This window comes from Pseudomonas sp. WS 5051, assembly GCF_012985715.1.
Taxonomy (GTDB): domain Bacteria; phylum Pseudomonadota; class Gammaproteobacteria; order Pseudomonadales; family Pseudomonadaceae; genus Aquipseudomonas; species Aquipseudomonas bubulae.
The window spans coordinates 409,299-433,070 of record NZ_JAAQWV010000001.1; the positions used below are offsets into that span (position 1 = coordinate 409,299).

At 59.6% G+C, this 23,772-nt stretch carries 25 protein-coding genes and 1 tRNA gene; 13 read left to right on the forward strand and 13 right to left on the reverse strand.

The window, feature by feature from the left end; all coding sequences use genetic code 11:
• Window positions 1-29: 29 nt before the first annotated feature.
• Complete coding sequence (locus HBN79_RS01710; RefSeq protein WP_169916164.1) at window positions 30-467, reverse strand: hypothetical protein; 438 nt, start codon at window positions 465-467, stop codon at window positions 30-32.
• Here HBN79_RS01710 and HBN79_RS01715 point away from each other — a divergent pair.
• Window positions 466-921, forward strand: coding sequence for a tRNA (cytidine(34)-2'-O)-methyltransferase (locus tag HBN79_RS01715; RefSeq protein WP_169916165.1), 456 nt, complete (start codon window positions 466-468; stop codon window positions 919-921). The genes HBN79_RS01710 and HBN79_RS01715 overlap by 2 nt on opposite strands.
• A 142-nt stretch (window positions 922-1,063) precedes the next feature.
• Here HBN79_RS01715 and secB read toward each other — a convergent pair whose 3' ends face one another.
• Genes secB through HBN79_RS01730 form a run of 3 tightly spaced genes read right to left on the reverse strand, consistent with a single transcriptional unit; the run spans window position 1,064 to window position 2,261 of the window.
• Window positions 1,064-1,549, reverse strand: a complete 486-nt coding sequence (gene secB / locus HBN79_RS01720; protein ID WP_003438592.1) for a protein-export chaperone SecB — start codon at window positions 1,547-1,549, stop codon at window positions 1,064-1,066.
• A 41-nt stretch (window positions 1,550-1,590) separates the two neighbouring features.
• The gene (gene grxC / locus HBN79_RS01725; RefSeq protein ID WP_095000790.1) at window positions 1,591-1,845 is read right to left on the reverse strand and encodes a glutaredoxin 3; all 255 of its coding nucleotides are present in this window, start codon (window positions 1,843-1,845) and stop codon (window positions 1,591-1,593) included.
• Between the two features lie 2 nt (window positions 1,846-1,847).
• The gene (locus HBN79_RS01730; RefSeq protein ID WP_086799305.1) at window positions 1,848-2,261 is read right to left on the reverse strand and encodes a rhodanese-like domain-containing protein; all 414 of its coding nucleotides are present in this window, start codon (window positions 2,259-2,261) and stop codon (window positions 1,848-1,850) included.
• A 148-nt stretch (window positions 2,262-2,409) separates the two neighbouring features.
• Here HBN79_RS01730 and gpmI point away from each other — a divergent pair, with 148 nt between their 5' ends.
• From gpmI to HBN79_RS01750, 4 genes are all read left to right on the forward strand, one after another.
• A complete protein-coding gene (gpmI, locus tag HBN79_RS01735) occupies window positions 2,410-3,945 on the forward strand; it encodes a 2,3-bisphosphoglycerate-independent phosphoglycerate mutase (protein WP_095017755.1) in 1,536 nt (511 codons plus the stop codon).
• Window positions 3,946-4,140: 195 nt separating this feature from the next.
• Window positions 4,141-5,427 carry a murein hydrolase activator EnvC gene (locus HBN79_RS01740; RefSeq protein WP_095000788.1) on the forward strand — a complete coding sequence of 429 codons (1,287 nt, stop codon included), beginning with the start codon at window positions 4,141-4,143 and terminating at the stop codon, window positions 5,425-5,427.
• A gap of 35 nt (window positions 5,428-5,462) precedes the next feature.
• Window positions 5,463-6,779, forward strand: a complete 1,317-nt coding sequence (locus HBN79_RS01745; protein WP_095000787.1) for a S41 family peptidase — start codon at window positions 5,463-5,465, stop codon at window positions 6,777-6,779.
• A gap of 1 nt (window position 6,780) precedes the next feature.
• Window positions 6,781-7,563 carry a divergent polysaccharide deacetylase family protein gene (locus HBN79_RS01750; RefSeq protein WP_169916166.1) on the forward strand — a complete coding sequence of 261 codons (783 nt, stop codon included), beginning with the start codon at window positions 6,781-6,783 and terminating at the stop codon, window positions 7,561-7,563.
• A 70-nt stretch (window positions 7,564-7,633) separates the two neighbouring features.
• Here HBN79_RS01750 and HBN79_RS01755 read toward each other — a convergent pair whose 3' ends face one another.
• The 7 genes from HBN79_RS01755 to HBN79_RS01785 all read right to left on the reverse strand — a co-directional run bounded on the left by HBN79_RS01755 (window position 7,634) and on the right by HBN79_RS01785 (window position 13,384).
• The gene (locus tag HBN79_RS01755) at window positions 7,634-8,389 is read right to left on the reverse strand and encodes an ABC transporter substrate-binding protein (protein WP_095017757.1); all 756 of its coding nucleotides are present in this window, start codon (window positions 8,387-8,389) and stop codon (window positions 7,634-7,636) included.
• A gap of 72 nt (window positions 8,390-8,461) precedes the next feature.
• On the reverse strand, window positions 8,462-9,232 hold the full coding sequence (hisF, locus tag HBN79_RS01760; RefSeq protein WP_169916167.1) for an imidazole glycerol phosphate synthase subunit HisF: 771 nt from the start codon (window positions 9,230-9,232) through the stop codon (window positions 8,462-8,464).
• Between the two features lie 10 nt (window positions 9,233-9,242).
• On the reverse strand, window positions 9,243-9,980 hold the full coding sequence (gene hisA, locus HBN79_RS01765; protein ID WP_088378464.1) for a 1-(5-phosphoribosyl)-5-[(5-phosphoribosylamino)methylideneamino]imidazole-4-carboxamide isomerase: 738 nt from the start codon (window positions 9,978-9,980) through the stop codon (window positions 9,243-9,245).
• Window positions 9,981-10,019: 39 nt separating this feature from the next.
• Window positions 10,020-10,277: a DUF2164 domain-containing protein gene (locus HBN79_RS01770; RefSeq protein WP_095000784.1), complete on the reverse strand. Its 258-nt coding sequence runs from the start codon at window positions 10,275-10,277 to the stop codon at window positions 10,020-10,022.
• Window positions 10,277-10,915, reverse strand: a complete 639-nt coding sequence (gene hisH, locus HBN79_RS01775) for an imidazole glycerol phosphate synthase subunit HisH (protein WP_016783109.1) — start codon at window positions 10,913-10,915, stop codon at window positions 10,277-10,279. Before hisH ends, HBN79_RS01770 begins: the two co-directional genes overlap by 1 nt.
• Complete coding sequence (gene hisB / locus HBN79_RS01780) at window positions 10,915-11,508, reverse strand: imidazoleglycerol-phosphate dehydratase HisB (RefSeq protein WP_016783108.1); 594 nt, start codon at window positions 11,506-11,508, stop codon at window positions 10,915-10,917. Before hisB ends, hisH begins: the two co-directional genes overlap by 1 nt.
• A 214-nt stretch (window positions 11,509-11,722) precedes the next feature.
• Window positions 11,723-13,384 (reverse strand): OFA family MFS transporter, encoded by a 1,662-nt coding sequence (locus HBN79_RS01785; RefSeq protein ID WP_095023763.1) that lies wholly within the window; start codon window positions 13,382-13,384, stop codon window positions 11,723-11,725.
• Between the two features lie 291 nt (window positions 13,385-13,675).
• Here HBN79_RS01785 and HBN79_RS01790 point away from each other — a divergent pair, with 291 nt between their 5' ends.
• The 6 genes from HBN79_RS01790 (at window position 13,676) to HBN79_RS01815 (ending at window position 18,986) form a co-directional block, all read left to right on the forward strand.
• Complete coding sequence (locus HBN79_RS01790; RefSeq protein WP_138738727.1) at window positions 13,676-15,883, forward strand: AsmA family protein; 2,208 nt, start codon at window positions 13,676-13,678, stop codon at window positions 15,881-15,883.
• Window positions 15,880-16,947, forward strand: coding sequence for an A/G-specific adenine glycosylase (mutY, locus tag HBN79_RS01795; RefSeq protein ID WP_095020137.1), 1,068 nt, complete (start codon window positions 15,880-15,882; stop codon window positions 16,945-16,947). Before HBN79_RS01790 ends, mutY begins: the two co-directional genes overlap by 4 nt.
• Window positions 16,944-17,216: an oxidative damage protection protein gene (locus HBN79_RS01800; RefSeq protein ID WP_003438557.1), complete on the forward strand. Its 273-nt coding sequence runs from the start codon at window positions 16,944-16,946 to the stop codon at window positions 17,214-17,216. The genes mutY and HBN79_RS01800 overlap by 4 nt, the downstream gene beginning before the upstream one ends.
• Window positions 17,217-17,320: 104 nt before the next feature.
• Window positions 17,321-17,396, forward strand: a tRNA-Phe gene (locus tag HBN79_RS01805).
• A gap of 163 nt (window positions 17,397-17,559) precedes the next feature.
• On the forward strand, window positions 17,560-18,030 hold the full coding sequence (locus HBN79_RS01810; RefSeq protein WP_169916168.1) for a hypothetical protein: 471 nt from the start codon (window positions 17,560-17,562) through the stop codon (window positions 18,028-18,030).
• A gap of 59 nt (window positions 18,031-18,089) precedes the next feature.
• Complete coding sequence (locus tag HBN79_RS01815) at window positions 18,090-18,986, forward strand: alpha/beta fold hydrolase (protein WP_169916201.1); 897 nt, start codon at window positions 18,090-18,092, stop codon at window positions 18,984-18,986.
• Window position 18,987: 1 nt separating this feature from the next.
• Here the strand turns inward: HBN79_RS01815 and HBN79_RS01820 are convergent, their stop codons facing one another.
• Window positions 18,988-19,233 (reverse strand): DUF1272 domain-containing protein, encoded by a 246-nt coding sequence (locus HBN79_RS01820; protein ID WP_095000778.1) that lies wholly within the window; start codon window positions 19,231-19,233, stop codon window positions 18,988-18,990.
• Between the two features lie 351 nt (window positions 19,234-19,584).
• On the opposite strand from HBN79_RS01820, the gene HBN79_RS01825 reads away from it, so the two are divergent.
• Together HBN79_RS01825 and HBN79_RS01830 are read left to right on the forward strand one after the other, a co-directional pair.
• Window positions 19,585-20,190 carry a biliverdin-producing heme oxygenase gene (locus HBN79_RS01825; protein ID WP_095017762.1) on the forward strand — a complete coding sequence of 202 codons (606 nt, stop codon included), beginning with the start codon at window positions 19,585-19,587 and terminating at the stop codon, window positions 20,188-20,190.
• Window positions 20,187-22,424 (forward strand): ATP-binding protein, encoded by a 2,238-nt coding sequence (locus HBN79_RS01830; RefSeq protein ID WP_169916169.1) that lies wholly within the window; start codon window positions 20,187-20,189, stop codon window positions 22,422-22,424. The genes HBN79_RS01825 and HBN79_RS01830 overlap by 4 nt, the downstream gene beginning before the upstream one ends.
• 97 nt (window positions 22,425-22,521) lie before the next feature.
• On the opposite strand, the gene gltS is transcribed toward HBN79_RS01830, so the two are convergent.
• Window positions 22,522-23,730: a sodium/glutamate symporter gene (gene gltS / locus HBN79_RS01835; RefSeq protein ID WP_095000775.1), complete on the reverse strand. Its 1,209-nt coding sequence runs from the start codon at window positions 23,728-23,730 to the stop codon at window positions 22,522-22,524.
• Window positions 23,731-23,772 lie beyond the last annotated feature (42 nt).

The window sequence follows — 23,772 nt, forward strand, 5'->3', positions numbered from 1 at the left end:
GTACAGGCAGGCTGGAATTCCCTCTTTTATTACTCTCGCAGGTTTACCTGCAACCGCCAGCGTCCATCTTGCGACGCCCCGGCCCAGTCGCCCTTCAAGGCACGGGCCGCCACCAGGGTCAGCAGCAACCCGCCATCCGTATCACGCACCCGCCAGTTCACGCTCTTGCCGTTAAACGTCAACTGGCCGCTCTGCACCTTGCCCCTGGCATCAAACAGCAACCCCAGCGTGCCGTCGACCAGCTCACCATGCAGCTTGGGCTCGGCGCTGAACCACACCACCAGGCCGCCGGGCAGCACGTCCACCTGCTGCAGCTCCACAGGGTTTGGCGCGGTCAATCGACCGATCATCATCCCCACCATCACACCGACTATCGCCAAAGAACCTAAAACCCGTGGCCATAGTTTCGGTCGCGGGTCCTCTTCAAGCGTAGAATGCTGTCCATCTTTAAGTTCGGAGCCGTGCATGTTTCACGTCATCCTTTTTCAACCAGAAATTCCGCCGAATACCGGCAACATTATCAGGCTGTGCGCCAACAGCGGCTGCCACCTGCATTTGATCGAGCCTATCGGTTTTGAGCTGGACGACAAGCGCTTGCGCCGTGCCGGGCTCGATTACCACGAGTATGCGCCGCTCAAGCGTCATGCCGACCTGGCCAGTTGCCTGGAAAGCCTGGGCCATCCGCGCCTGTTCGCCTTTACCACCAAAGGCTCCAGGCCGTTCCACGACGTGCAGTTTGCCGAGGGCGATGCTTTTCTCTTCGGCCCTGAAAGCCGTGGCCTGTCGCCCGAAGTGCTCGACAGCCTGGACGGCGATCACCGCCTGCGCCTGCCTATGCGCGAAGGCTGCCGCAGCCTGAATCTGTCTAACACCGTAGCGGTCGCCGTGTATGAGGCCTGGCGCCAGCTAGGCTTCAAGTAAACACACACCCTGTGGGAGCGGGCTTGCCCGCGATGAAAGCTACGCGATGTACCTGTTGCACCGCAGCGATTCAATCGCGAGCAAGCCCGCTCCCACACACAAAAAAAGCGCCCTCAGGCGCTTTTTTTTGGCAATCGGCTGTTTATTGAACAGTCGGGCTGCCTTCTTCCTGCATGCGCTGCAGTTCTTGCGCGTACAGGGCATCGAAGTTCACCGGAGCCAGCATCAACGCAGGGAACGAGCCACGTGTCACCAGGCTGTCCAGGGTTTCGCGGGCATACGGGAACAGGATGTTCGGGCAGAACGCGCCCAGGGTATGGTTCATCGACGCTGGATCAAGGTTTTTGATCAGGAAGATGCCAGCCTGTTGCACTTCAGCAATAAAAGCCACTTCGTCGCCGTTTTTAACGGTAACCGACAGGGTCAGAACCACTTCGTGGAAGTCGCCTTCCAGCGGCTTTTGACGGGTGTTCAGGTCCAGGCCAACGCTCGGTTCCCACTGCTGGCGGAAGATCGCCGGGCTTTTCGGCGCTTCGAACGACAGGTCACGCACGTAGATGCGCTGTAGGGAGAATTGTGGAGCGGTGTCTTCATCGCTAACAGCAGCGGTGTTCTGTTGGTCAGTCATCACAGATCCTTGTTGATCTTGGGGCTTATAGAGAATGAGAGTCAGACGTTCAGCAGCGCATCCAATTTACCTGCGCGCTCCAGAGCAAACAGGTCATCGCATCCGCCAACATGCTTGTCGCCAATCCAGATTTGCGGAACCGACGTGCGGCCTGCCTTCTGAGCCATCTCGGCACGTACCTGTGGCTTGCCGTCGACTTTGATCTCTTCGAAGGCAATACCCTTGTTCTCAAGCAGAGCCTTGGCACGCATGCAATAAGGGCAATAGTCGCTGGAGTAAACGATGACCTTGGACATAGTTACTTCACCACTGGCAGGTTGTCAGCGCGCCAGCTGGAAATGCCGCCAGACAGCTTGGCAGCATTGTAACCAGCCTTGAGCAGCTCACGGGCATGGCCGCCCGAGTGCTGGCCGGCAGCGTCGACCAGAATGATGGTCTTGCCCTTGTGCTTGTCCAGCTCGGCAATGCGCGCCATCAGTTTGTCTTGCGGGATATTAATAGCACCCACGATGTGGCCGGCGGCAAAATCCTTGGCCGGGCGAATATCAATCACCACACCTTCGTCGCGATTGACCAGGCCGGTCAGTTCGCCCGTGCTGATGCTGCGCCCGCCACGGCTCATCTCGTGGGCGATCAACAGCGCCAGCAGGATGACAAACGCGCCTACAAGCAGGTAGTGGGAAGTCGCAAATGCAATCAGGTGCTCAACCATCAGAAGGTTCCAGGGTCGTAAAATGTGGGCCAGTATACACAGCCACCTTGGTCGGCCAAACCCCGCCCGGCGGTGACGCCACATGAACTTCGCTTTAAACTGCGCGTCCTCTGTATACCTTCTTATAAACCAGCCACGAGTGGGATCTATGACTACCACGCCTAAACCTTTGGTCCTGATCATCCTGGATGGCTTCGGTCACAGTGAAAGTCACGAATACAACGCCGTTTATTCGGCCAAGAAACCGGTGCTGGATCGTCTTTGCGCGAGCATGCCGAACGGCCTGATCTCGGGTTCGGGCATGGATGTCGGGCTGCCTGACGGCCAGATGGGCAACTCCGAGGTCGGCCACATGAACCTGGGCGCCGGCCGCGTGGTGTATCAGGATTTCACCCGTGTCACCAAATCCATCCGCGATGGCGAGTTCTTTGAAAACCCGACCATTTGCGCCGCGGTCGACAAGGCCGTGGCTGCAGGCAAGGCCGTGCACATCCTGGGCCTGCTGTCCGATGGTGGTGTTCACAGCCATCAGGACCACCTGATCGCAATGGCCGAGCTGGCATTCAAGCGCGGCGCAGAAAAAATCTACCTGCACGCCTTCCTTGATGGCCGCGACACCCCGCCAAAAAGTGCCTCATCTTCCATTGAACTGCTGGACGAAGCGTTCAAGGACCTGGGCAAAGGCCGTATCGCCAGCCTGATCGGCCGTTACTTCGCCATGGACCGTGACAATCGCTGGGACCGCGTAGAGCAGGCCTACAACCTGATCGTCGACGGCAAGGGCGAGTTCAACGCCGCTACCGCCCAGGAAGGCCTGGAAGCTGCCTACGCACGTGGCGAAAGCGACGAATTCGTCAAAGCCACGACCATCGGCGAGCCGGTGAAAGTGGAAGACGGCGACGCCGTGGTCTTTATGAACTTCCGCGCCGACCGCGCCCGCGAGCTGACCCGCGTATTCGTTGAAGATGATTTCAACGCCTTCGCCCGCGCCCGCCAGCCAAAACTGGCCGGTTTCGTGATGCTGACCCAATACGCTGCCAGTATCCCGGCACCCAGCGCATTCGCGCCCGGCAGCCTGGAAAACGTACTGGGCGATTACCTGGCCAAAAACGGCAAAACCCAGTTGCGCATTGCAGAAACCGAGAAGTATGCCCATGTGACCTTCTTCTTCTCGGGCGGCCGTGAAGAGCCGTTCCCGGGTGAAGAGCGCATTCTGGTGCCGTCGCCGAAAGTCGCCACCTACGACCTGCAACCGGAAATGAGCGCCCCCGAAGTCACCGACCATATCGTCGATGCCATCGAAAACCAGCGTTATGACGTGATCGTGGTCAACTACGCCAATGGCGATATGGTTGGCCACAGCGGCGTATTCGACGCAGCCGTCAAGGCAGTTGAATGCCTGGATGCCTGCGTGGGCCGTATCGTGGAAGCACTGGACAAGGTCGGCGGCGAAGCCCTGATCACCGCTGACCACGGCAACGTGGAGCAGATGGAAGACGAGTCCACAGGCCAGGCGCATACCGCCCACACCTGTGAGCCCGTGCCGTTTATCTATGTAGGAAAGCGCTCGCTCAAAGTTCGCGAAGGCGGCGTGCTGGCCGACGTGGCACCCACCATGCTCAAACTGCTGGGGCTGCCACAGCCGCAAGAGATGACCGGCAAATCGATTCTGGTCGACGCTTAAAACAACGCAATGCCTGTGGGAGCGGGCTTGCTCGCGATACCGGCGACGCGGTGCATCAGGCATTGCGTGGTGATGCTATCGCGAGCAAGCCCGCTCCCACAGGATCAACGGCTACAATTTCACCTTCATCCATTTCTTATAGGTGACGAGGGCGGGCATACTAGGCCGTCCCGTTCCCCAGGTGTCGCCCGCCCCATGCTTCGCGCCCTTATAGCCTTGACCCTCGCATGCATGCTCCAACCGGCGTTTGCCGACGAGCGCGCGCAAACCCAACAGCAGCTGGATGCCACGCGCCAGGATATCAGCGAGCTGAAAAAGCTCCTGGGCAAGCTGCAGGAAGAAAAGTCCGGCGTGCAGAAAGACCTGCGCGGTACCGAAACCGAAATCGGCAAGCTGGAGAAGCAGGTTGAAACCCTGCAACAAGAACTAAAAAAGAGTGAAGGCGAGCTGCTGCGCCTAGATAGCGAGAAAAAAAAACTCCACAGCGCAAAACTTGAACAGCAACGCCTGATCGCCATTCAGGCCCGCGCCGCCTATCAGGGTGGGCGTCAGGAATACCTGAAGATGTTGCTCAACCAGCAAAACCCCGAGAAGTTCGCCCGAACCCTCACTTATTACGACTACTTGAGCGAAGCCCGTCTGGCCCAGCTCAAAGGCTTCAACGAGACACTGCGCCAACTGGCCAATGTCGAGGCCGATATCAACTTGCAGCAAGCGCAACTGCTGACCCAGAAAAGCAGCCTGGACACCCAGCGCGCCGAGCTCGACAAGGTGCGTGCAGAGCGCCAGCAAGTCCTGGCCAAGCTCAATACCGACGTAAAGGACCGCGACCAGAAGTTGCAGGCCCGCGAGCAGGATCAGGCCGATCTGGCTAAAGTCCTCAAGACCATCGAAGAAACCCTCGCCCGCCAGGCCCGCGAAGCCGAGCAGGCGCGGCAAAAAGCCCTGATTGCGCAGCAGGAAGCCGAGAAAAAACGCCAGCGCGAGGCTGCATCGGTCGTTACCGATGCCCCGCGAAAACCGGTGCAATCCACACCGGGGCCATTGGTCTCCAGCGCAGGTGCGTCTTACGGCGGTGCTTTTTCTCAAGCCCGGGGCAAACTTCCATGGCCAGTTGATGGTCGACTGCTTGCACGTTTCGGTGAAACCCGTGGCGACGACTCGCGCACCAAGTGGGACGGCGTGATGATCAGCGCCGGTGCCGGCACCCAGGTACACGCCGTACACGGCGGGCGCGTGGTGTTTGCCGACTGGCTGCGCGGCGCTGGCCAACTGGTGATTCTGGACCACGGTAATGGTTTCTTAAGCTTGTATGGCCACAATCAGACGTTGCTCAAGTCTGCCGGCGACGTTGTAAAAGCCGGTGAGGTGATTTCCACCGTGGGCAACAGCGGTGGGCAGGCCACGCCAGCACTGTATTTTGCTATTCGTCAGCAGGGACGCCCAAGCGACCCTGCACAATGGTGTCGCACTCAGGGATGAGTCCATCACCTTTAATACGTAGGAGTTCGCTCAACATGCCGCATTTGTCCCGCCTCAACTCGCTGGCCCTGACGATCGCTCTGCTGATCGGCTCGCCATTGGCATTTGCTGCCGAGCCGAGCATTCCGCCAGCCGGGGCTGCTACCAGCGCCAAGGCACCGCTGCCTCTGGAAGAGCTGCGCACATTTGCCGAGGTCATGGATCGGATCAAGGCCGCCTATGTTGAGCCGGTAGACGACAAAACCCTGCTGGAGAATGCCATCAAGGGCATGCTCAGCAACCTCGACCCGCATTCTGCCTATCTGGGGCCGGAAGATTTCGCCGAGCTGCAGGAAAGCACCAGCGGCGAATTTGGCGGGTTGGGCATTGAAGTCGGCACTGAAGACGGCAACATCAAGATCGTCTCGCCGATCGACGACACCCCTGCCAGCAAAGCCGGCATCCAGGCCGGTGACTTAATCGTCAAGATCAATGGTCAGCCCACCCGTGGCCTGAGCATGACCGAGGCCGTAGACAAAATGCGCGGCAAGATCGGTCAGAAAATCACCCTGACCCTGGTACGCAACGGTGGCGCACCGTTTGACGTAACCCTGACCCGGGCCAATATCCAGGTCAAGAGCGTCAAGGCCCAGCTGCTTGAAGACGGCTACGGCTACATCCGCATTACCCAGTTCCAGGTCAAGACTGGCGAAGAAGTGGCCGCTGCGCTGTCCAAACTGCGCAGGGAAAACGGCAACAAGCGCCTCAAGGGCATCATCCTTGACCTGCGCAACAACCCGGGCGGCGTGCTGCAGTCGGCAGTTGAAGTGGTAGACCATTTCATCACCAAAGGTCTGATCGTCTATACCAAGGGCCGTATCGCCAACTCTGAGCTGCGTTTCTCGGCTACCGGCAAGGATCTGAGCGAAGGCGTGCCATTGGTGGTACTGATCAACGGCGGCAGCGCCTCGGCGTCAGAGATCGTCGCCGGTGCCTTGCAGGATCAGAAGCGTGGTGTGGTGATGGGCACCACCAGCTTCGGCAAAGGCTCGGTGCAAACCGTACTGCCGTTGAACAATGACCGCGCGCTGAAGATCACCACAGCGCTGTACTTCACTCCGAACGGGCGCTCGATCCAGGCCCAGGGCATTGTTCCGGATATCGAAGTCAGCCGCGCCAGGATCACCCGCGAGCAAGACACCGAGTACTACAAAGAGGCCGACCTGCAAGGTCACCTCGGCAATGGTAACGGCGGTGCCGACAAGCCGACCGGCTCCGGCCCCAAAGCCAAGCCGATGCCCCAGGACGATGACTTCCAGCTGAGCCAGGCCCTGAGCCTGCTTAAAGGCTTGAGCATCACACGCGGCAACTGAGGTGCGTCTTTCCCTGGCCCTCACCCTGCTCTGCTGCCTGACCGGTACCGCCCACGCGGCACCGGTCAGCGCGCCCGCCACACCGCACAAGGCTTACCTGAGCCTGATTATCGATGACCTTGGGCAAAACCTGCCCCGGGACCGCCGCGTGCTGGCGCTGCCCGGCCCGGTCACCACCGCCGTGATGCCCGACACCCCCCATGCTGCCGAATTTGCTCGCGAAGCCCACAAGGCCGGCAAGATCGTCATTTTGCACATGCCAATGGACCCGGCCACCGGGCCCTTTGCCTGGCACCCGGACCTGCCTGTCGACGAACTTGAAAAGCGCCTCAACGCCGCGTTCAAGGCAGTGCCCTACACCAGCGGTATCAACAACCACATGGGCAGCCGCATGACCTCCCAGCCACAAGCGATGGCCTGGCTGATGGGCAACTTGCAGCAACGTCACAAATTCTTTGTCGACAGCCGCACCAGCGCGCAGACGGTCGCGGCGGCCGAGGCGCAAAAAATCGGCCTGGCCAGTGTTTCGCGGGATGTGTTTCTCGATGACGTACGCACCGAGCAGGCGATCAGCACACAACTGCACACCGCTATCAATCTGGCGCGCAAGCAAGGTTCGGCGGTGATGATCGGCCATCCCTACCCGCAAACCCTCGCCGTGCTTGAACGGGAGCTGCCCAAGCTCAAGGCCCAGGGCATTGACTGGATCGATATCAGGCAAATGATCGGCGTGCGCAGCAACAAGGCGATGGTCGGGCATGGGAAGGATGGGGTTTATCGCTGAGACCCGTGCCATTTGTAGCCGCTGAGGAGCGCAGCCTTCGTTCCTCGTCAGCGGCTACACGCTCTGTGTGTTACAGGTACTTTGCGCGGATTTTCTCATCCACGCCTTCTGCCTTTAACTCATCCAGCGCCTTCTGCAACTTGCTCACCACCTCGTCCGGCACGTCTTTGTTCAGCGCCAAAAACAGCTCGGCCTGATTGAAACGCAACACCGTCTTGAACCCTGAAATCCCTACCTGACGCGCCAAAAATTGGCCAGCTGGAGCACCTGTGGCCCACAAGTCGATTTGCCCGGCCTGCAACTTGCGGGCGTTGTCCTGATCGCGCAGCACAATCACCGGCGCCAGCCCCTGCTTCTCTAGGGACAAGGCAATGGCGTCGCCCTTGTAAGCGCCCACCCGATACTGGCGGGCCTGTTCGAGGGACGTCAGGGTAATCGGGCTATCCCCTCGGGCCAGCAACACCCAGTCATCAGGACCAATAGGGCCGACCCACTTGAACAGCTTTTCACGCTCGGGCACGCGGGCGGTGACAAACACACCGTATCCGGGTTTTTCGAGGGCAAGGTGGTAGATACGCTCCCAAGGGAAACGCAGGGTCATGCTGTAGGGGATGCCGGCACGTTTGAAGGCTTCACGCAGGATATCGACGGCGATACCTTCAATATTATCGTTCTGCGCAAAATTCTTGCCGTTTTTGGCCATGTTGTACGGCGGGAAGTTTTCAGTCAGTAACACGATCGATGAGTTCGACGTATCAGCCGCAAAAGCGGTACTCGCCAGCCACATGGTGGAACTGACGAGAATAGGCACAAAGCGTTTAAACATGACAGGCGACCTGAATCCATGGCGTGCTCAAGAGTGCCGTGGGCACGCCATGCTGTCCAGTAGCCTTTGGCCTTAGCGAACCACGATTCCGCGCTCTGCCATGTACGCCTTGGCCTCTGGCACCGTGTATTCACCAAAGTGGAAAATACTCGCCGCCAGCACTGCACTGGCGTGACCTTCCAGAATGCCGTCAGCCAGATGCTGGAGGTTACCGACACCGCCCGAGGCAATCACCGGAATGCCCAGTGCATCACTGATTGCGCGGGTAACACCCAGATCGAAGCCATTTTTCATGCCGTCCTGATCCATGCTGGTCAACAGGATTTCGCCGGCGCCCAGGCCTTCCATCTTCATAGCCCACTCGACCGCGTCGAGCCCGATTGGCTTGCGCCCGCCGTGGGTGAAAATCTCCCAGCGCGGGGTTTCGCCCGGCAAGGAGACTTTCTTGGCATCAATGGCGACCACAATGCACTGTGAGCCAAAATGCTGCGCCGCTTCGCCCACAAACTCCGGGTTAAACACCGCTGCGGTATTGATCGAGACTTTGTCGGCACCGGCATTCAGCAGGTTGCGTATGTCCTGGATGCAGCGCACCCCGCCACCTACGGTCAACGGGATAAACACCTGACTGGCCATGCGTTCGACTGTATGCAGCGTGGTGTCGCGCCCATCGACGCTGGCAGTGATATCGAGAAAGGTAATCTCGTCAGCACCCTGCTCATCGTAACGACGGGCGATCTCTACCGGGTCGCCGGCATCGCGAATGTTCTCGAACTTGACGCCCTTTACGACCCGGCCGTTATCCACGTCCAGGCAAGGGATGATGCGTTTGGCCAGCGCCATGGGTCTCTCCTCAGGCCTTGTAGCTGTCGCAGAAGGCTTGCGCCTCGGCCACATCCAGCGTGCCTTCATAGATGGCGCGACCGGTAATGGCGCCCACGATGCCCGGCGCCTTGGCGTCCATCAGGGCCTTGATGTCACCCAGGTTGTGGATGCCGCCCGAAGCGATCACCGGAATGCTGGTGGCAGCGGCCAATGCGGCGGTGTAGCTCACGTTGCAGCCCTGCATCATGCCGTCCTTGGCAATGTCGGTATAAACGATGGCCGACACGCCGTCTGCTTCAAATCGTTTGGCCAGGTCGATGACCTGCACGGTGCTCACTTCAGCCCAGCCGTCAGTGGCCACAAAGCCGTCTTTTGCATCCATGCCGACAATGATCTTGCCCGGGAACGCACGGCAGGCCTCGGCCACGAACTCAGGGTTTTTCACTGCCTTGGTGCCCAGGATCACATAGCTCACGCCCGCCTTGACGTAATGCTCGATGGTTTCCAGGGAGCGAATCCCGCCGCCGATCTGGATCGGCAGGTGCGGGTACAGCTTGGCAATGGCAGTGACCACTTCGCCGTTGACCGGCTGGCCTTCAAAGGCGCCGTTGAGGTCGACCAGGTGCAGACGGCGGCAACCGCCCTCTACCCATTTGGCAGCCATGCTCACCGGGTCATCGGAAAATACCGTGGAGTCTTCCATGCGGCCCTGGCGCAGACGTACACAGGCACCGTCTTTAAGATCGATAGCGGGAATAATCAGCATGTGGCAAACCTTCAAATTCGGGAGTCTGAGACTCGGAAATCAGTTCTTCTCGAGCGCCCACAGGTCGCTTTCGATGCTCTCGAACCTCTCTTTGAGGTGCGCCTGCACATCGAAAATCGCCCGATTGTAGTAATGCGGGGCGATTTCGCGGGTGAACAGCTCAAGGATTTCAGCCGCCTCGAACGAACCCAGGTCCAGTTCGAAGCGGTCTTCCATAAAGCGTTTGATCTTGCTGTTGGCTTCGTTCTCTTGCTCAGGGGTGAGCGTAAGAATCGGCGGCTTTTTGCGCGGCGCCATTACCAGCGGCCATCCCAGGCCGCAAAGTTTTCCAGCAGCTGCAAGCCGTGGGTATGGCTTTTTTCCGGGTGGAACTGCACCGCGAAGCGCGAGCCCTCGGCCAGCGCTGCGGCGAAATCGACGCCGTAATGCCCGCCACCGACTACCTGGCGAGGATTGCCCGCCGCAATGTAGTAGCTGTGTACAAAGTAGAAACGCGCCAGGTCGGGGATGCCGTGCCACAGCGGGTGATCGACTTTTTGCTGCACTTCGTTCCAGCCCATGTGCGGCACCTTGAGATGCTCGCCGTCTTCGTGCAGGTCCTTGCCGAAGAACTTCACGGCGCCCGGGAACAGGCCGATGCAATCAACACCGCCGTTCTCTTCGCTGCTGTCGAGCAAGGCTTGCATGCCGACACAAATACCGAGAAACGGACGATCCTGACTGACTTCACGCACCAGCGAGTCAAAACCCAGGCGACGGATTTCGGCCATGCAATCGCGGATCGCACCCACACCAGGGAACACTACGCGGTCGGCTTCGCGAATCACGCTGGCATCGCTGGTAATCAGCACCCGACCGGCGCCAACGTGCTCCAGCGCCTTGGCCACCGAGTGCAGGTTACCCATGCCGTAATCGATTACCGCCACTGTCTGCATCAGAGCACGCCCTTGGTAGAAGGCATTTGCCCGGCCATCCGCTCATCCAGTGCAACGGCCATGCGCAGCGCGCGGCCGAAAGCCTTGAACACGGTTTCGATCTGGTGGTGGGTGTTGGTGCCGCGCAGGTTGTCGATGTGCAGGCTGACATTGGCGTGGTTCACGAAGCCCTGGAAGAACTCCTGAAACAGGTCAACATCGAAGCCGCCGACGGTGGCGCGGGTGTAGGGAACATGCATTTGCAGACCAGGACGACCGGAAAAGTCGATGACTACACGGGACAGCGCTTCGTCCAGCGGGACGTAAGCGTGACCGTAGCGGGTCATGCCTTTTTTATCGCCGACTGCTTCGCTGAAGGCTTTACCCAGGGTAATGCCGACATCTTCGACGGTATGGTGATCGTCGATATGCAGGTCGCCTTTGCACTCGATGTCCAGGTCGATCAACCCATGTCGGGCGATCTGGTCGAGCATGTGCTCAAGAAAAGGAACACCGATATCGAATCGGGCCTTACCGGTACCATCCAAGTTGATCGAGGCTTTAATCTGGGTTTCCAGAGTATCGCGCTCGACTGACGCCTTACGTTCGGCCATCACCAGCTCCGCAAAATCATTGGGCGAAAAAGGTGGCCATTATAGGCACGGGTCAGGCAAACAGAAACATTAAGGGTGCGGTGGCTGACGTAATGCGCGTTGACGCACAGGCCGCGCCGCCTGAATCGCGAGCAAGCCCGCTCCCACAGAGACGCAATCCGTCTGTGGGAGCGGGCTTGCTCGCGATGGCGTCAGCGCTGACTCAACACGTCAATCAGTGAAACAACACCGCCGTCTTCTGCACCGTTACCCACACGCCCCACAACAAGGGAATGCCCACGGCCAGCCAGGCTGCAATCACCAATGGCTGACTGCCCGGTGCGGCTTTCCACTCCAGCGACGTACTGGCGTCCGCGCCCTTGTCGTGCCCCAGCGCCTGTTCGGCGGCCAGCTCGGCGTCGGTCATGAAGTATTTGTCGGCCACCGGGCGTACCAGCAGGTTGCAGATAAAGCCCAACACCAGCAGACCGGCGAGGATGTACAAGGTGATGTCATACGCCGCCGCACGCTCCACACCGATGCTCAACTGATACTCGCGCAGGTAGTTGACCAGCACCGGCCCCAGCACACCCGCCGCCGCCCAGGCGGTCAGCAGGCGACCGTGGATCGCGCCGACCATCTGCGTACCGAACAGATCGGCCAGATACGCTGGCACTGTGGCAAACCCGCCGCCGTACATCGACAGAATGATGCAGAACGCCGCCACGAACAGCGATACGTTGCCCAGATGGCCCAGGTTCGGAATCATCGCGTACAGCGCAAAACCCAGGGCGAAGAACACAAAGTAGGTGTTTTTGCGGCCCAGGTAATCCGAGAACGACGCCCAGAAAAACCGCCCGCCAATATTGAACAGACTCAGCAAACCGGTGAACCCTGCTGCAATCGCGGCGATCTGCGCCAGCTGCGCTGCATCCAGCTGGCTGAAGGTCAGATCATTGCCCAGCAACTTGCCCGCGAAGACTTCCTGCAGCAATGGCGAGGCCATGCCCAGAATGCCGATACCGGCCGATACGTTAAGGCATAGAACCAGCCATACCAGCGCAAATTGCGGAGTTTTCCACGCCACACTTACGTGTACATGGCGCTGGGTGATCATCGCGTTGGCCGCTTTTTTTGCCGGCGCCTTCCAGCCCTCAGGCTTCCAGCCGGTCGGTGGTACGCGATAAGACAACGCGCCGCCGATCATGAACACGAAGTAAATCGCCGCCATTGCGACAAAGCTCTGCCACACGCCCACACCGTCCGGCCCGGCAAAATGGTTCATCAATGCGGCAGCCAACGGTGCGCCCACCATTGCCCCGCCACCAAAGCCCATGATCGCCATGCCCGTAGCCATGCCACGCTTGTCCGGGAACCACTTGATCAGTGTCGACACCGGCGAGATATAACCCAGCCCCAGGCCGATACCGCCGATAACCCCAGAACCCAGCCACATCAGCCAGATCTGATGGGTATAAATACCCAATGCAGAAATCAGCAAACCGCCGCACCAGCACAAAGCCGACACCACACCGGCCTTGCGTGGCCCGGCATGCTCAAGCCAGCCGCCCCATACCGCGGCCGAGCAACCGAGGAAGATAAAGAACAGGGTGTAGATCCAGCCGAGCATCGAAATCGGCCAGTCGCATTGCGACGAAAACACTTGCGCGATAAAGCTCATGTCTGGCGCACAAGCCACAGGTGCAGTCACGCCCAGGGCTTTGGACAACGGCAGCCAGAACACCGAAAAGCCATAGGCCATGCCGATGCACAGATGGATGGCCAGAGCAGCTGGCGGCACCAGCCAGCGGTTGAAGCCGGGTTTGGCGATGATGCGCTCCTTGGACAGGAACGCAGGCGGCGAAGCAGAACTGCCCGCAGCAATGCTGATACTCATAGGTGTTTCCCCCAGGTAATGAAGTTATTTCCCCGGCACGCTCGCTCCCTGACTTTGGCGCTCTGTGGCACACAGTCGTTTTTATTGGATCGAGACGCGGCAATGTGCCGCAGAAGGCCCGAAAAACAAGCAAAGATTACCATTTGATCGCCAGCCTGGCCCTAACCTGATGTGGTCTTTGGCCAAGCAACTGATCCGCTACTATCCACCCCCCAGTCGGCATGCGCGTGGCGCTATACTCTGCGGCTGAATTTAAAACTTACTCTCACACAGACTTACAAGGACTCGCCCATGAAAGCGTTCGGCAAAATCCTGGGTCTGGTGCTTCTCGGATTGTTGCTGATCATCGTGGCCCTGGGCTTTGCCCTCAGCCATCTGTTCGATCCCAACGACTATAAAGACGAGATCCGCCAGATAGCCCGTGACAAAGCCCACATTGAGCTGACCCTCAATGGCGACATCGGCTGGAGCCTCTTCCCCTGGCTTGGCCTGGAACTGCACGACGCCAGCGTTGCCACTCTCGCAGCGCCGACCCAGCCTTTCGCCGATCTTCAGATGCTCGGCCTGTCCGTGCGCGTACTGCCGCTGCTGCGCAAAGAAGTGCAGATGAGCGACGTGCGTGTCGAAGGCCTGAACCTGCGCCTGACCCGCGACAAGGACGGCCACGGCAACTGGCAGGACATCGGCAAGCCGGCCACCGCCGCCGCGCCAACCACCGGCACCGAGCCCGCTGCGAGCAACAAGCCTGAAAGCGCTGGCCAGCCCCTCAAGCTCGATATCGACAGCCTGACCGTGAACAACGCCCGGGTTGAATATAACGACGAGCAAAGCGGCAAGCAGTTCAGCGCCGAGAGCATCCAGCTGAGCACCGGCCCGGTTCACGAAGCTACCAGTATCCCGGTCAAGCTGACCGCCTTCCTGGGCACCAACCAGCCGGTGATGCGGGTCAAGACCGAAGTTGACGGCAAGTTGCGCTTTGACCGTGTACTCAAGCGCTATCAGTTTGAAGACATGAAGGTCACCGGCGAAGCCTCCGGTGAGCCGCTGCAGGGCAAGACCATGACGTTCGCCGCACAGGGGCAAATTCTGGTTGATCTGGCTGCGAACGTCGCCGAATGGAGCAGCCTGAAGATTTCAGCCAACCAGTTGCGCGCCCTGGGTGAGTTCAAGGCCAACAGCCTCGATACCACTCCGCAAATCAGTGGCGGCCTGTCGATTGCCCAGCTTGATCTGGCCCGGTTCCTCGACAGCATCGGCCACCCGCTACCTGCCATGGCGCCGAACAGCCTGAGCAAGGTCGAACTGGTCAGTCGCCTTTCGGGCACGCCCAGCAGCGTGACCTTTGACGAGCTGAACCTGAAAGTCGACGACAGCACCTTCACCGGCCTCGTGGCCATTGACGATTTCGCCAAACAAGCCGTACGTATTCAGCTCAAAGGCGACACATTCGACGCTGATCGCTACATGCCGCCCAAGTCGGCCGAAGCCAGCAGCGCCAGCGTTGCGCGCAAGGCTGAAGTACAGAGCAGCGAAGCCGGCGCCCTGGCCGCATCGGGCGATACGCCGCTGCCGGAGGCACCGACCAAAAGCGGCTGGAGCACCGCCAGGATCATTCCGGTCACCCGCCTCAAGGCGCTCGACCTGAATGCTGATATCAGTTTTGGCCAACTGACCCTGAGCAAACTGCCGATACAAAACGCGGTGCTCAAGGCCAACAGCAAAGCCGGTGTCCTGACCCTGGAAAACCTCAGCGGTAACCTTTACAAAGGCAGCTTTGCCGCCAATGGCAGCCTGGACGTACAACCCATGCTACCGGTGGTCAAACTGCAGACCCGTATTACCAATGTGCCGGTGGAAAAAATCCTGCAAAGCCAGGGGCAAAAACCACCGGTGACCGGTCTGCTGACCCTCAACAGCAACGTCACTGGCAGCGGCAACAGCCAGAGCGAGCTGATTTCCAGCCTCAACGGCACCGCCAGCTTTATGCTTAACGATGGTGTGCTGCTCAACGCCAACCTTGAGCAACAGCTGTGCAAGGGTATTTCGGTACTCAACCGCAAAACCCTGAGCGGCGCGCCCATGGGCAAAGACACGCCATTCAAGGAGCTCAAGGGCACCCTGGTGTTCCGCAACGGTGTGGCCAGCAACCCGGACATGATCGTGCGCATCCCCGGCCTGAGCGTCAAAGGCGATGGCGACATCGACCTGCGCGTACTGGGCATGGATTACCGCATCGGCATCATCATCGAAGGCGACACCCGCGCCATGCCGGACCCGGCCTGCCAGGTCGGCAAGAACTTTGTCGGCATCGAGCTGCCATTACGCTGCCGTGGCCCGCTGGAGCTGGGGGCCAAGGCCTGCCGTCTGGACAAGGAAGGGCTGGGCAAGGTTGCCGCCAAAGTGGCGGGCAACAAGCTCACTGACAAACTCGAAGAGAAACTCGGCGACAAGGTCAGCCCCGAGCTCAAGAACGCGCTCAAAGGGCTTTTCAACCGATGAGAGATGAGCAGTTTTCAACCGCGGTGCTGGACTGGTATGACCAGCACGGTCGCCACGACCTGCCCTGGCAACAGGGCATCACCCCGTATCGGGTATGGGTCTCGGAAATCATGCTGCAGCAAACCCAGGTCAGTACCGTGCTGAACTACTTCGACCGTTTTATGGCTTCACTGCCGACGGTCGAGGCCCTGGCCGCTGCACCGGAAGACGAAGTACTGCACCTGTGGACCGGCCTGGGCTACTACACCCGTGCGCGCAACCTGCAAAAGACCGCCAAAATCGTTGTCGCCGAATATGACGGCCAATTTCCGCGGGATGTGGAAAAACTGGTCGAGTTACCCGGTATCGGTTTATCCACAGCCGGTGCGATTGCCAGCCTGAGCATGGGTCTGCGGGCGCCGATTCTGGACGGCAACGTCAAGCGGGTACTGGCGCGCTACACGGCGCAAGAGGGCTACCCCGGCGAGCCCAAGGTGGCCAAACAGCTGTGGGCCACTGCCGAGCGCTTCACCCCCCACGACCGCGTCAACGCCTACACCCAGGCGATGATGGACATGGGCGCCACGCTCTGCACCCGCAGCAAGCCCAGCTGCCTGTTGTGCCCGCTTGAAAGCGGCTGTAAAGCGCACTTGCTGGGCCTGGAAACCCGCTACCCGATCCCCAAACCGCGCAAGGTCATCCCGCAAAAGCGCACGCTGATGCCAATGCTGGCCAATGCCGGGGGCGAAATCCTGCTTTACCGCCGTCCGTCGACCGGCTTGTGGGGCGGCCTGTGGAGCCTGCCCGAGCTCGATGACCTGCAGGACATCGAGCATCTGGCGCTGCAACACTCGCTGGCCCTGGGCGCGCAACACGAACTGACCGGCCTGACCCATACCTTTAGCCATTTCCAACTGGCCATCGAACCCTGGCTGATCCACGTCAAGGAGTCCGGCCATCACGTGGCCGAGGCCGACTGGCTCTGGTATAACCTCGCCACCCCGCCGCGCCTGGGCCTTGCCGCCCCGGTCAAGAAGCTGCTCAAACGCGCAGCCGACCTATTGAACGCTGGAGAGACGTCATGACCCGCACCATCATTTGCCGCAAGTACAAAGAAGAACTGCCTGCCCTTGAGCGCGCTCCGTTTCCGGGCGCCAAAGGCCAGGACATTTTTGACCACGTTTCGGCCAAAGCCTGGGCTGACTGGCAAAAACACCAGACCCTGCTCATCAACGAAAAGCGCTTGAACATGATGAACGCCGAAGACCGTAAATATTTGCAGGGCGAAATGGACAAGTTCTTCAGCGGCGAGGAATACGCACAAGCCGAAGGCTACGTTCCGCCAACCGAATAAACCCCGGTTTTAAAGGCTTTGATCCGTAAGCGACGGTAATAATTAAATATTTTTCAAAAAAGTGTTTGACGGGTTATCGAAAAAGGCTTCTAATGCGCCCCGTTGCCCAGATAGCTCAGTCGGTAGAGCAGGGGATTGAAAATCCCCGTGTCGGCGGTTCGATTCCGTCTCTGGGCACCACATTCAGTTTTGATGTGGTGTTCACACCACGCCAAAACAAAGAAAACCCGCCTAGTGCGGGTTTTTTTTTGGCCGTTATTTATACCCGGCGGCGCCACCTCTCTTGGCGATTGCAAAGAGATGGGGTTCAATCCTCTCATCAGCCTGCAAAGGACACACCTTCATGTCATCGCCAAAAAAGCAGCAAAAAAACGCGCAGCGGGCCAAAACCAAGGCCAAGCAGAATCGCGTGGGCAAACCGGCCAAAGCCTCGGCTGGCGCCCTGATCGACAACCCGTTCGATGACGTGAAAATCGACCTCAGCACCTTCAACTTCCAGGACATCCTCGACAACGGTTTTGACCCCGCTGACTACGATGACCTGTTCCAGGCCATGAAAGCCGCCGAAGCCATCAACCTGCAAACCCTGTGTGCAGTATTCCTGCAGTACCCGGTACTGGAACTGGTGATCTCGGAAGAAGAGGAAGAGCCGGCCACCGATTTTCTGATGGGCTTGCTGATCGAATACCGCGTTGCCGTACATGGCGATGATGAAGACAGCGCCGTGACCTGGATCGAAACCCCGGCATTCCAGAAAGCCTACGTCGAAGCTTCACGGCTACTGACAGAACGCAACGCCCGGAGCGCGCACTGACAGCAGCCCTGCCCGAACCTGTCAGCCGGGCGTTCACCGAGCCTGCTGCTGACGGTTACCTGCTGGGCGGTTTCGAATGGCGCCAGCGCATACCGGACAGCACGCGAGCAGTGATCATCATCAACGCCGCCACCTCGGTGCGTTGCCAGTATTACTCGCGGTTTGCCGAATACCTGTTCCGCCAGGGCATGGACGTGATGCTGTTCGACTACCGCGGCATCGGCGCCTCACGCAGCGGATCGTTGCGCGGTTTTACGGCCTCCTGGTCGGACTGGGGCACGCTGGACGCAGAAGCGGTGCTCAAGCGCGCACAGCGCGAGTACCCCGGCCAGCCGATCAACGTGGTGGGCCATAGCTTTGGCGGTTGTGCGGCGGGCCTGGCGGCTTCCGGGCCGGCGATTCGCCATTTGGTCACAGTCGGCGCGCAATATGCCCACTGGCGCGACTACGCACCCGCACAGCGCTGGCAGATGCTCGCCAAATGGCACGGGGTCATGCCGTTGCTGACCCGCATGTGCGGCTACTTCCCCGGCAAGCGCCTGGGCTGGCTCGAAGATACCCCGGCGGGGGTGGTCAAGGACTGGGGCGCCTTCAGTACCCGCTACGAAAAACTCCCCAGCGCCCGAAGCTTCGCTGCCCTGCCCTTTTGCTCGGTTACGGCCAAAACCCTCGCCATCAGCTTCACTGACGATCCTTTCGGTACTGTCGCGGCCATCGAACGCCTGCTGAACTACTTCAGTGCCAGCTCGCGTACGCATCTGCGTATCCAGCCGCAAGACATTGGCGAAACAGCCATAGGTCATTTCGCGTTTTTCCATAGCCGCTTTCAGGACAGCCTATGGCCGATTGCCTTGCAGTGGTTGCAACGCGGGGAATTGAACGGGGATGTCCCGGGGCAGACAGTCTCTGTAAAAGCACCCTCTCCCTCGGGAGAGAGCCAGGGTGAGGGGCTTTAAATCAACGCGCAGCACAGCCTTCAGGTTTGTACACCCGCTCACTGGACGGCGGATTGCTCGCCAACTTGCTCACCGGTCTACGCGGCCGGACCAACAGCTCGCCCCCGCAATTGGGGCAAAGACCACCTAGATGCTGCTCCGTACACGTCGCACAAAAGGTGCACTCGAATGAGCAAATCCGCGCTTGTGCTGAATCTGGCGGCAAATCGCAATCACAGCATTCGCAATTGGGGCGTAATTCGAGCATAAGCACCTCACATTGAACCGGTAATTTTCATCTTTACATTTAAGACGCTTCCCACGAAAAACCAACCCCGATCTAAGCCAAGAGAGCTGAATTCGGGAATGGCCTAAATGTATCCGACCTGCGATACACATCCTCGCCATTGCAAACCTTAGAAGCTGTGACGCAGCGTGTCACGAATTGAGCCTACCCAATAAGCATCCTGCTACGGGGAGAAGTCGAGCCTGGGCGCACTCAAACAACCACTGTTCTGCCCGGTTTTGTAGCAAAATAATTGCACTTTTTTATTACCATGACCTCCTACAGTTAGGAGCGCCTAATTCACGCGCCACACAGAGAGCCGTCTTACAAGGCATGTCAGAAGACCAACCTTTATCAGCGGTATCGCCCGTTCTGCACGAGCTACGCGCTGGCACTCATACACGCCATGTAGCCCTTGAAAAACGCCTGCCGTTCTTCAGCAATACACTCGACCTTGAACGCTACACGCGCCTGTTGAGCGCTTACTACGGCTTCTATCACGAGCTGGAGGAGCGACTGCAACACAGCCCCTGGATGACCCACGATTTCGACCTGCAGGCACGACTCAAAACACCCGCGCTGCGTCGGGATCTGCAGGCCCTGGGGGTCAGCATCCAGTCGCTTGCACTGTGCGAAACCCTTCCGGCATTGCACAGCCCCGCCTGCGTACTGGGTGTGTTGTATGTGCTGGAAGGCGCCACTCTGGGCGGCAACGTGCTGCGCAAGCAGATGTCGCAACGACTGGGCCTGGAGGGACACAACGGCTGCGCTTTCCTTTACGTGTACGGCGAGGCCACCGGGCGGCAATGGAAGGCATTCCTGGAGTTTCTGGGCAGCGTGCCCCTGGACGCCCAAGCGCGAGACCAGGCCGTACAGGCTGCCAGCTCAACATTTAGCTGTTTCGAGCACTGGCTCGAACGTCAGGAGGTTTTATTATGACCCCACAGGACCCTCAAGCCTTTGAACGCTTGCTGGCCAATTGTGCTGATGAACCCATTCGCTTTCCCGGGGCGATCCAGCCCCACGGCCTGCTCGTGACACTGACGGAGCCGGGGCTGCAGATCCAGCAGGTCAGTGCCAATGTGCTGACCCTGTTCGGCGTCAGTGCCGAATCACTGCTGGGCCTGCCACTGGCCGCCCTCAGCGGCTCCGAAGCCGCCAACGCAGTGCAGCAGGCCGCCGTCTACACCACCCTGGCCGATGCTCCGCCTTTGGCCCTGAACCTGCTGGGGCGTGAATACGAAGGCCTGCTGCACCGTGACCAGGGCATTCTGGTTCTGGAGCTGGAACTCAAACCCGATGACTCAGAAATTCACAGCACCATGGGCAAGGTGCGCAACCTGAGCCGTATGCTGCAACGCCTGCAAGGGGCCAAGACCCTCACCGCACTGTATGAAATCTGCGTGCGCGAGATCCAGGCACTGACGGGCTACGACCGGGTTCTGATCTACCGTTTTCAGGATGAAGGCCACGGCCAGGTCATCGCGGAAGCCTCCTCGCCAGCGATGGAATTGTTCAACGGCATGTTTTTCCCTGCCTCCGACATCCCTGAACAAGCCCGCGAGCTGTACCGCACCCACTGGCTGCGCATTATTCCGAACGCCGATTACCAACCTGTGCCGCTGATTCCCACATTGCGCCCGGACACCGGCGAGGCACTGGATCTGAGCGGGGCCGTATTGCGCAGCGTGTCTCCGATTCACTGCCAGTACATGAAGAACATGGGCGTGCTGTCGTCCATGAGCATCTCGCTGATGGATGGCGAGCGCCTGTGGGGACTCATCAGTTGCGGGCATCGCCAGACGCTGCATGTCCCCCATGAACTGCGCATGGCCTGCCAGACCATCGGTCAGGTGCTGTCCCTGCAGATCAGCGCCCTGCAAACCCTGGAAATCAGCCGTCAGCGCGAAGCCAAGATGGATGCCCTGGTGCGCCTCAACGCCGCCATGGTGCAAAGCACCGCAGCCGTGTTTGAAGGCCTGGCACAAATGCCCGAAGCCTTGATGGATCTGACTGGCGCCAGCGGCGTGGCGATTCTGGAAGACAAGGTGCTGCACCGTTATGGTCAGTGCCCCTCCCCGGAAGACACTCGCGCGCTGTACCAATGGTTCAAGGACAGCGGCCAGCCAGTCTTCTCCAGCCACAACCTGAGCACCCTGCACGCCCCGGCAGCACAGTACAAGGACATCGCCAGCGGCCTGCTGGCCATGACCCTGCCCAAGCCTGTGGACAACGCCGTGCTGTGGTTTCGCCGCGAAGTCAAAGAAAGCATCCAGTGGAGCGGCGACCCCAATAAACCGCTGAACCTGGAAGCCGGCAGCAACGGCCTGCGCCTGAGCCCGCGCACCTCGTTCGAAATCTGGAAAGTCGAGATGGACGGCATCTCCAGCAAATGGAGCCACGGCGATCTGTTTGCTGCCAATGACCTGCGCCGCTCGGCCCTGGAAAACGACCTGTCGCGCCAGGTGCTGCGCGAGCAACAGGCCGTGCGCGCACGCGACGAGCTGGTGGCGGTGGTCTCCCACGACCTGCGCAACCCCATGACCATCATCTCGATGCTCTGCGGCATGATGCAAAAGGCCTTCAGTAGCGACGGCCCGCACACATCGCGACGCATCACCTCGGCCATCGACACCATGCAGCAGGCCAGCAGCCGCATGAACGTGCTGCTCGACGATTTGCTCGACACCTCGAAAATCGAAGCCGGTCGCTACACCATCAGCCCGCAGCCACTGGAAGTCAGCCAGATTTTTGAAGAGGCACTGTCGTTGCTCGCGCCGCTGGCGCTGGACAAGGCCGTGGAACTGACTTTCCACGCCGAGCCCGACCTGAAAATCAGCGCCGACCCCGAACGCCTGTTCCAGGTGCTTTCCAACCTGATCGGCAATGCGATCAAGTTCACCCCCGCACAGGGCAAGATCGGCGTAGCAGCCATGTCCAACGGGGACAATATCGTGTTCAGCGTGCGAGATTCGGGCAAGGGCATAGCCCCCGAGCAGCTGCCCCATATCTTCGACCGCTACTGGACGGCTAAAGAAGGCAACGCGCTGGGCACGGGCCTGGGGCTGTACATTTCCCAGGGCATCATCAAGGCCCATGGCGGCCAGCTACTGGCCGAAAGTACACCGGGAGAAGGCAGCGAGTTTCGCTTCACGGTCCCAAGAATGGTCTGATGGTTAACAGCACAATGCCCTGCAGCTATCACACCTGAATGATGCATAAAAACGGCCGCCTCCTTGACGGGAGAGCGGCCGTTTTACATTCAACCCGTCAGCTGAAGGCGTTGATAAACCAGGTGATCATCGGGATCGCCACGATATCGATCAGCACCGCCCCACACAGCGGCACGATGATAAAGGCCTTGTACGAGAAGACTTTGTAGTGATCGCAGATGGCCCCCATATTGGCCACGGCATTGGGCGTCGCGCCCAGCCCGTGCCCCATGAAACCAGCGCACAAGACCGCGGCGTCGTAGTTGCGGCCAAACAGGCGGAACAGGACGAACACGCACAGCAGGATCATGATCACCACCTGCACCACCAGAATCACCAGCAACGGCAAGCCGAGCTTCTCCAGCTCCCAGAACTTCAAGCTCATCATGGCCATGGTCAGGAACATGCCCAGGCACACATCACCGATAGTGCTGACGGCATGGTCGGGCACCTCGATCAGCTGGGCCCGGTCATTGAGGTTGCGCAGGATGATCGCGACGAACATGGCCCCCACATAGCTCGGCAAGACGATACCCAGATGCTGCTGCAAGCTGGAGCCCAGCCAGAACCCCAGCACCATGATCACCACAATGCAGGTCAGCAAACGCAGCAGGGTTGCGGCATCCAGCGCGGCCACAGGGGTGTGGACCACGTCTTCGAACGCCTTGAGACTGCCCGCGGCTTCGGCCTTGACCACCAGTTTGTTGCGCTCGATCAACCAGCGCGCCAGCGGGCTGCCGAGCAAACCGCCGGCCACCATGCCAAAGGTTGCAGCGGCGAGCGCGGCAGTCGTAGCCCCGACCGCCCCCAGGTTTTCAGCAATCGGCCCAAAGGCTGCCGCCGCACCAAAGCCGCCCTCCAGTGACACCGCCCCGGCCATGATCCCCAGCAGCGGGTCGATGCCCAGCAGCTTGGCCACACTCACTCCCACCACGTTTTGCACCAGCGCCAGGCCCCAGCACGCGCCCAGATAGATAAACAGCAGCTTGCCGCCCTTGCGCAACAACCCCAGGCTGCCACCCAAACCCACGGTGGTGAAGAACGCCACCATCAGCGGGGTTTGCAGGCTGGTGTCGAGGCTCAGGTTGAGCAGTTGCTGATCCCGTAATAACCAGATCACCAAGGCAAACCCAAAACCACCGATGACCGGTGCAGGAACACACAATTGACGCAGCCAGTAGCTGCGCTTTTTCAGTTGGGCACCCAGGCCCAGCAGGAGCAACGCGAGAGCAAGGGTGCTCAGCGCATCCAGTTCGAATGTCAGCATGGCGAATTTCTCTTTTTCTTATGATTCAACAAGCGGTTTCAG

Excerpts from the sequence above, each read along its gene's own strand:
- HBN79_RS01715 (WP_169916165.1), top strand. The coding sequence starts at position 466 with ATGTTTCACGTCATCCTTTTTCAACCAGAAATTCCGCCGAATACCGGC.
- HBN79_RS01710 (WP_169916164.1), bottom strand. The coding sequence starts at position 467 with ATGCACGGCTCCGAACTTAAAGATGGACAGCATTCTACGCTTGAAGAG.
- secB (WP_003438592.1), bottom strand. The coding sequence starts at position 1,549 with ATGACTGACCAACAGAACACCGCTGCTGTTAGCGATGAAGACACCGCT.
- grxC (WP_095000790.1), bottom strand. The coding sequence starts at position 1,845 with ATGTCCAAGGTCATCGTTTACTCCAGCGACTATTGCCCTTATTGCATG.
- HBN79_RS01730 (WP_086799305.1), bottom strand. The coding sequence starts at position 2,261 with ATGGTTGAGCACCTGATTGCATTTGCGACTTCCCACTACCTGCTTGTA.
- gpmI (WP_095017755.1), top strand. The coding sequence starts at position 2,410 with ATGACTACCACGCCTAAACCTTTGGTCCTGATCATCCTGGATGGCTTC.
- HBN79_RS01740 (WP_095000788.1), top strand. The coding sequence starts at position 4,141 with ATGCTTCGCGCCCTTATAGCCTTGACCCTCGCATGCATGCTCCAACCG.
- HBN79_RS01745 (WP_095000787.1), top strand. The coding sequence starts at position 5,463 with ATGCCGCATTTGTCCCGCCTCAACTCGCTGGCCCTGACGATCGCTCTG.
- HBN79_RS01755 (WP_095017757.1), bottom strand. The coding sequence starts at position 8,389 with ATGTTTAAACGCTTTGTGCCTATTCTCGTCAGTTCCACCATGTGGCTG.
- hisF (WP_169916167.1), bottom strand. The coding sequence starts at position 9,232 with ATGGCGCTGGCCAAACGCATCATCCCTTGCCTGGACGTGGATAACGGC.
- hisA (WP_088378464.1), bottom strand. The coding sequence starts at position 9,980 with ATGCTGATTATTCCCGCTATCGATCTTAAAGACGGTGCCTGTGTACGT.
- HBN79_RS01770 (WP_095000784.1), bottom strand. The coding sequence starts at position 10,277 with ATGGCGCCGCGCAAAAAGCCGCCGATTCTTACGCTCACCCCTGAGCAA.
- hisH (WP_016783109.1), bottom strand. The coding sequence starts at position 10,915 with ATGCAGACAGTGGCGGTAATCGATTACGGCATGGGTAACCTGCACTCG.
- hisB (WP_016783108.1), bottom strand. The coding sequence starts at position 11,508 with ATGGCCGAACGTAAGGCGTCAGTCGAGCGCGATACTCTGGAAACCCAG.
- HBN79_RS01785 (WP_095023763.1), bottom strand. The coding sequence starts at position 13,384 with ATGAGTATCAGCATTGCTGCGGGCAGTTCTGCTTCGCCGCCTGCGTTC.
- HBN79_RS01790 (WP_138738727.1), top strand. The coding sequence starts at position 13,676 with ATGAAAGCGTTCGGCAAAATCCTGGGTCTGGTGCTTCTCGGATTGTTG.
- mutY (WP_095020137.1), top strand. The coding sequence starts at position 15,880 with ATGAGAGATGAGCAGTTTTCAACCGCGGTGCTGGACTGGTATGACCAG.
- HBN79_RS01800 (WP_003438557.1), top strand. The coding sequence starts at position 16,944 with ATGACCCGCACCATCATTTGCCGCAAGTACAAAGAAGAACTGCCTGCC.
- HBN79_RS01810 (WP_169916168.1), top strand. The coding sequence starts at position 17,560 with ATGTCATCGCCAAAAAAGCAGCAAAAAAACGCGCAGCGGGCCAAAACC.
- HBN79_RS01820 (WP_095000778.1), bottom strand. The coding sequence starts at position 19,233 with ATGCTCGAATTACGCCCCAATTGCGAATGCTGTGATTGCGATTTGCCG.
- HBN79_RS01825 (WP_095017762.1), top strand. The coding sequence starts at position 19,585 with ATGTCAGAAGACCAACCTTTATCAGCGGTATCGCCCGTTCTGCACGAG.
- HBN79_RS01830 (WP_169916169.1), top strand. The coding sequence starts at position 20,187 with ATGACCCCACAGGACCCTCAAGCCTTTGAACGCTTGCTGGCCAATTGT.
- gltS (WP_095000775.1), bottom strand. The coding sequence starts at position 23,730 with ATGCTGACATTCGAACTGGATGCGCTGAGCACCCTTGCTCTCGCGTTG.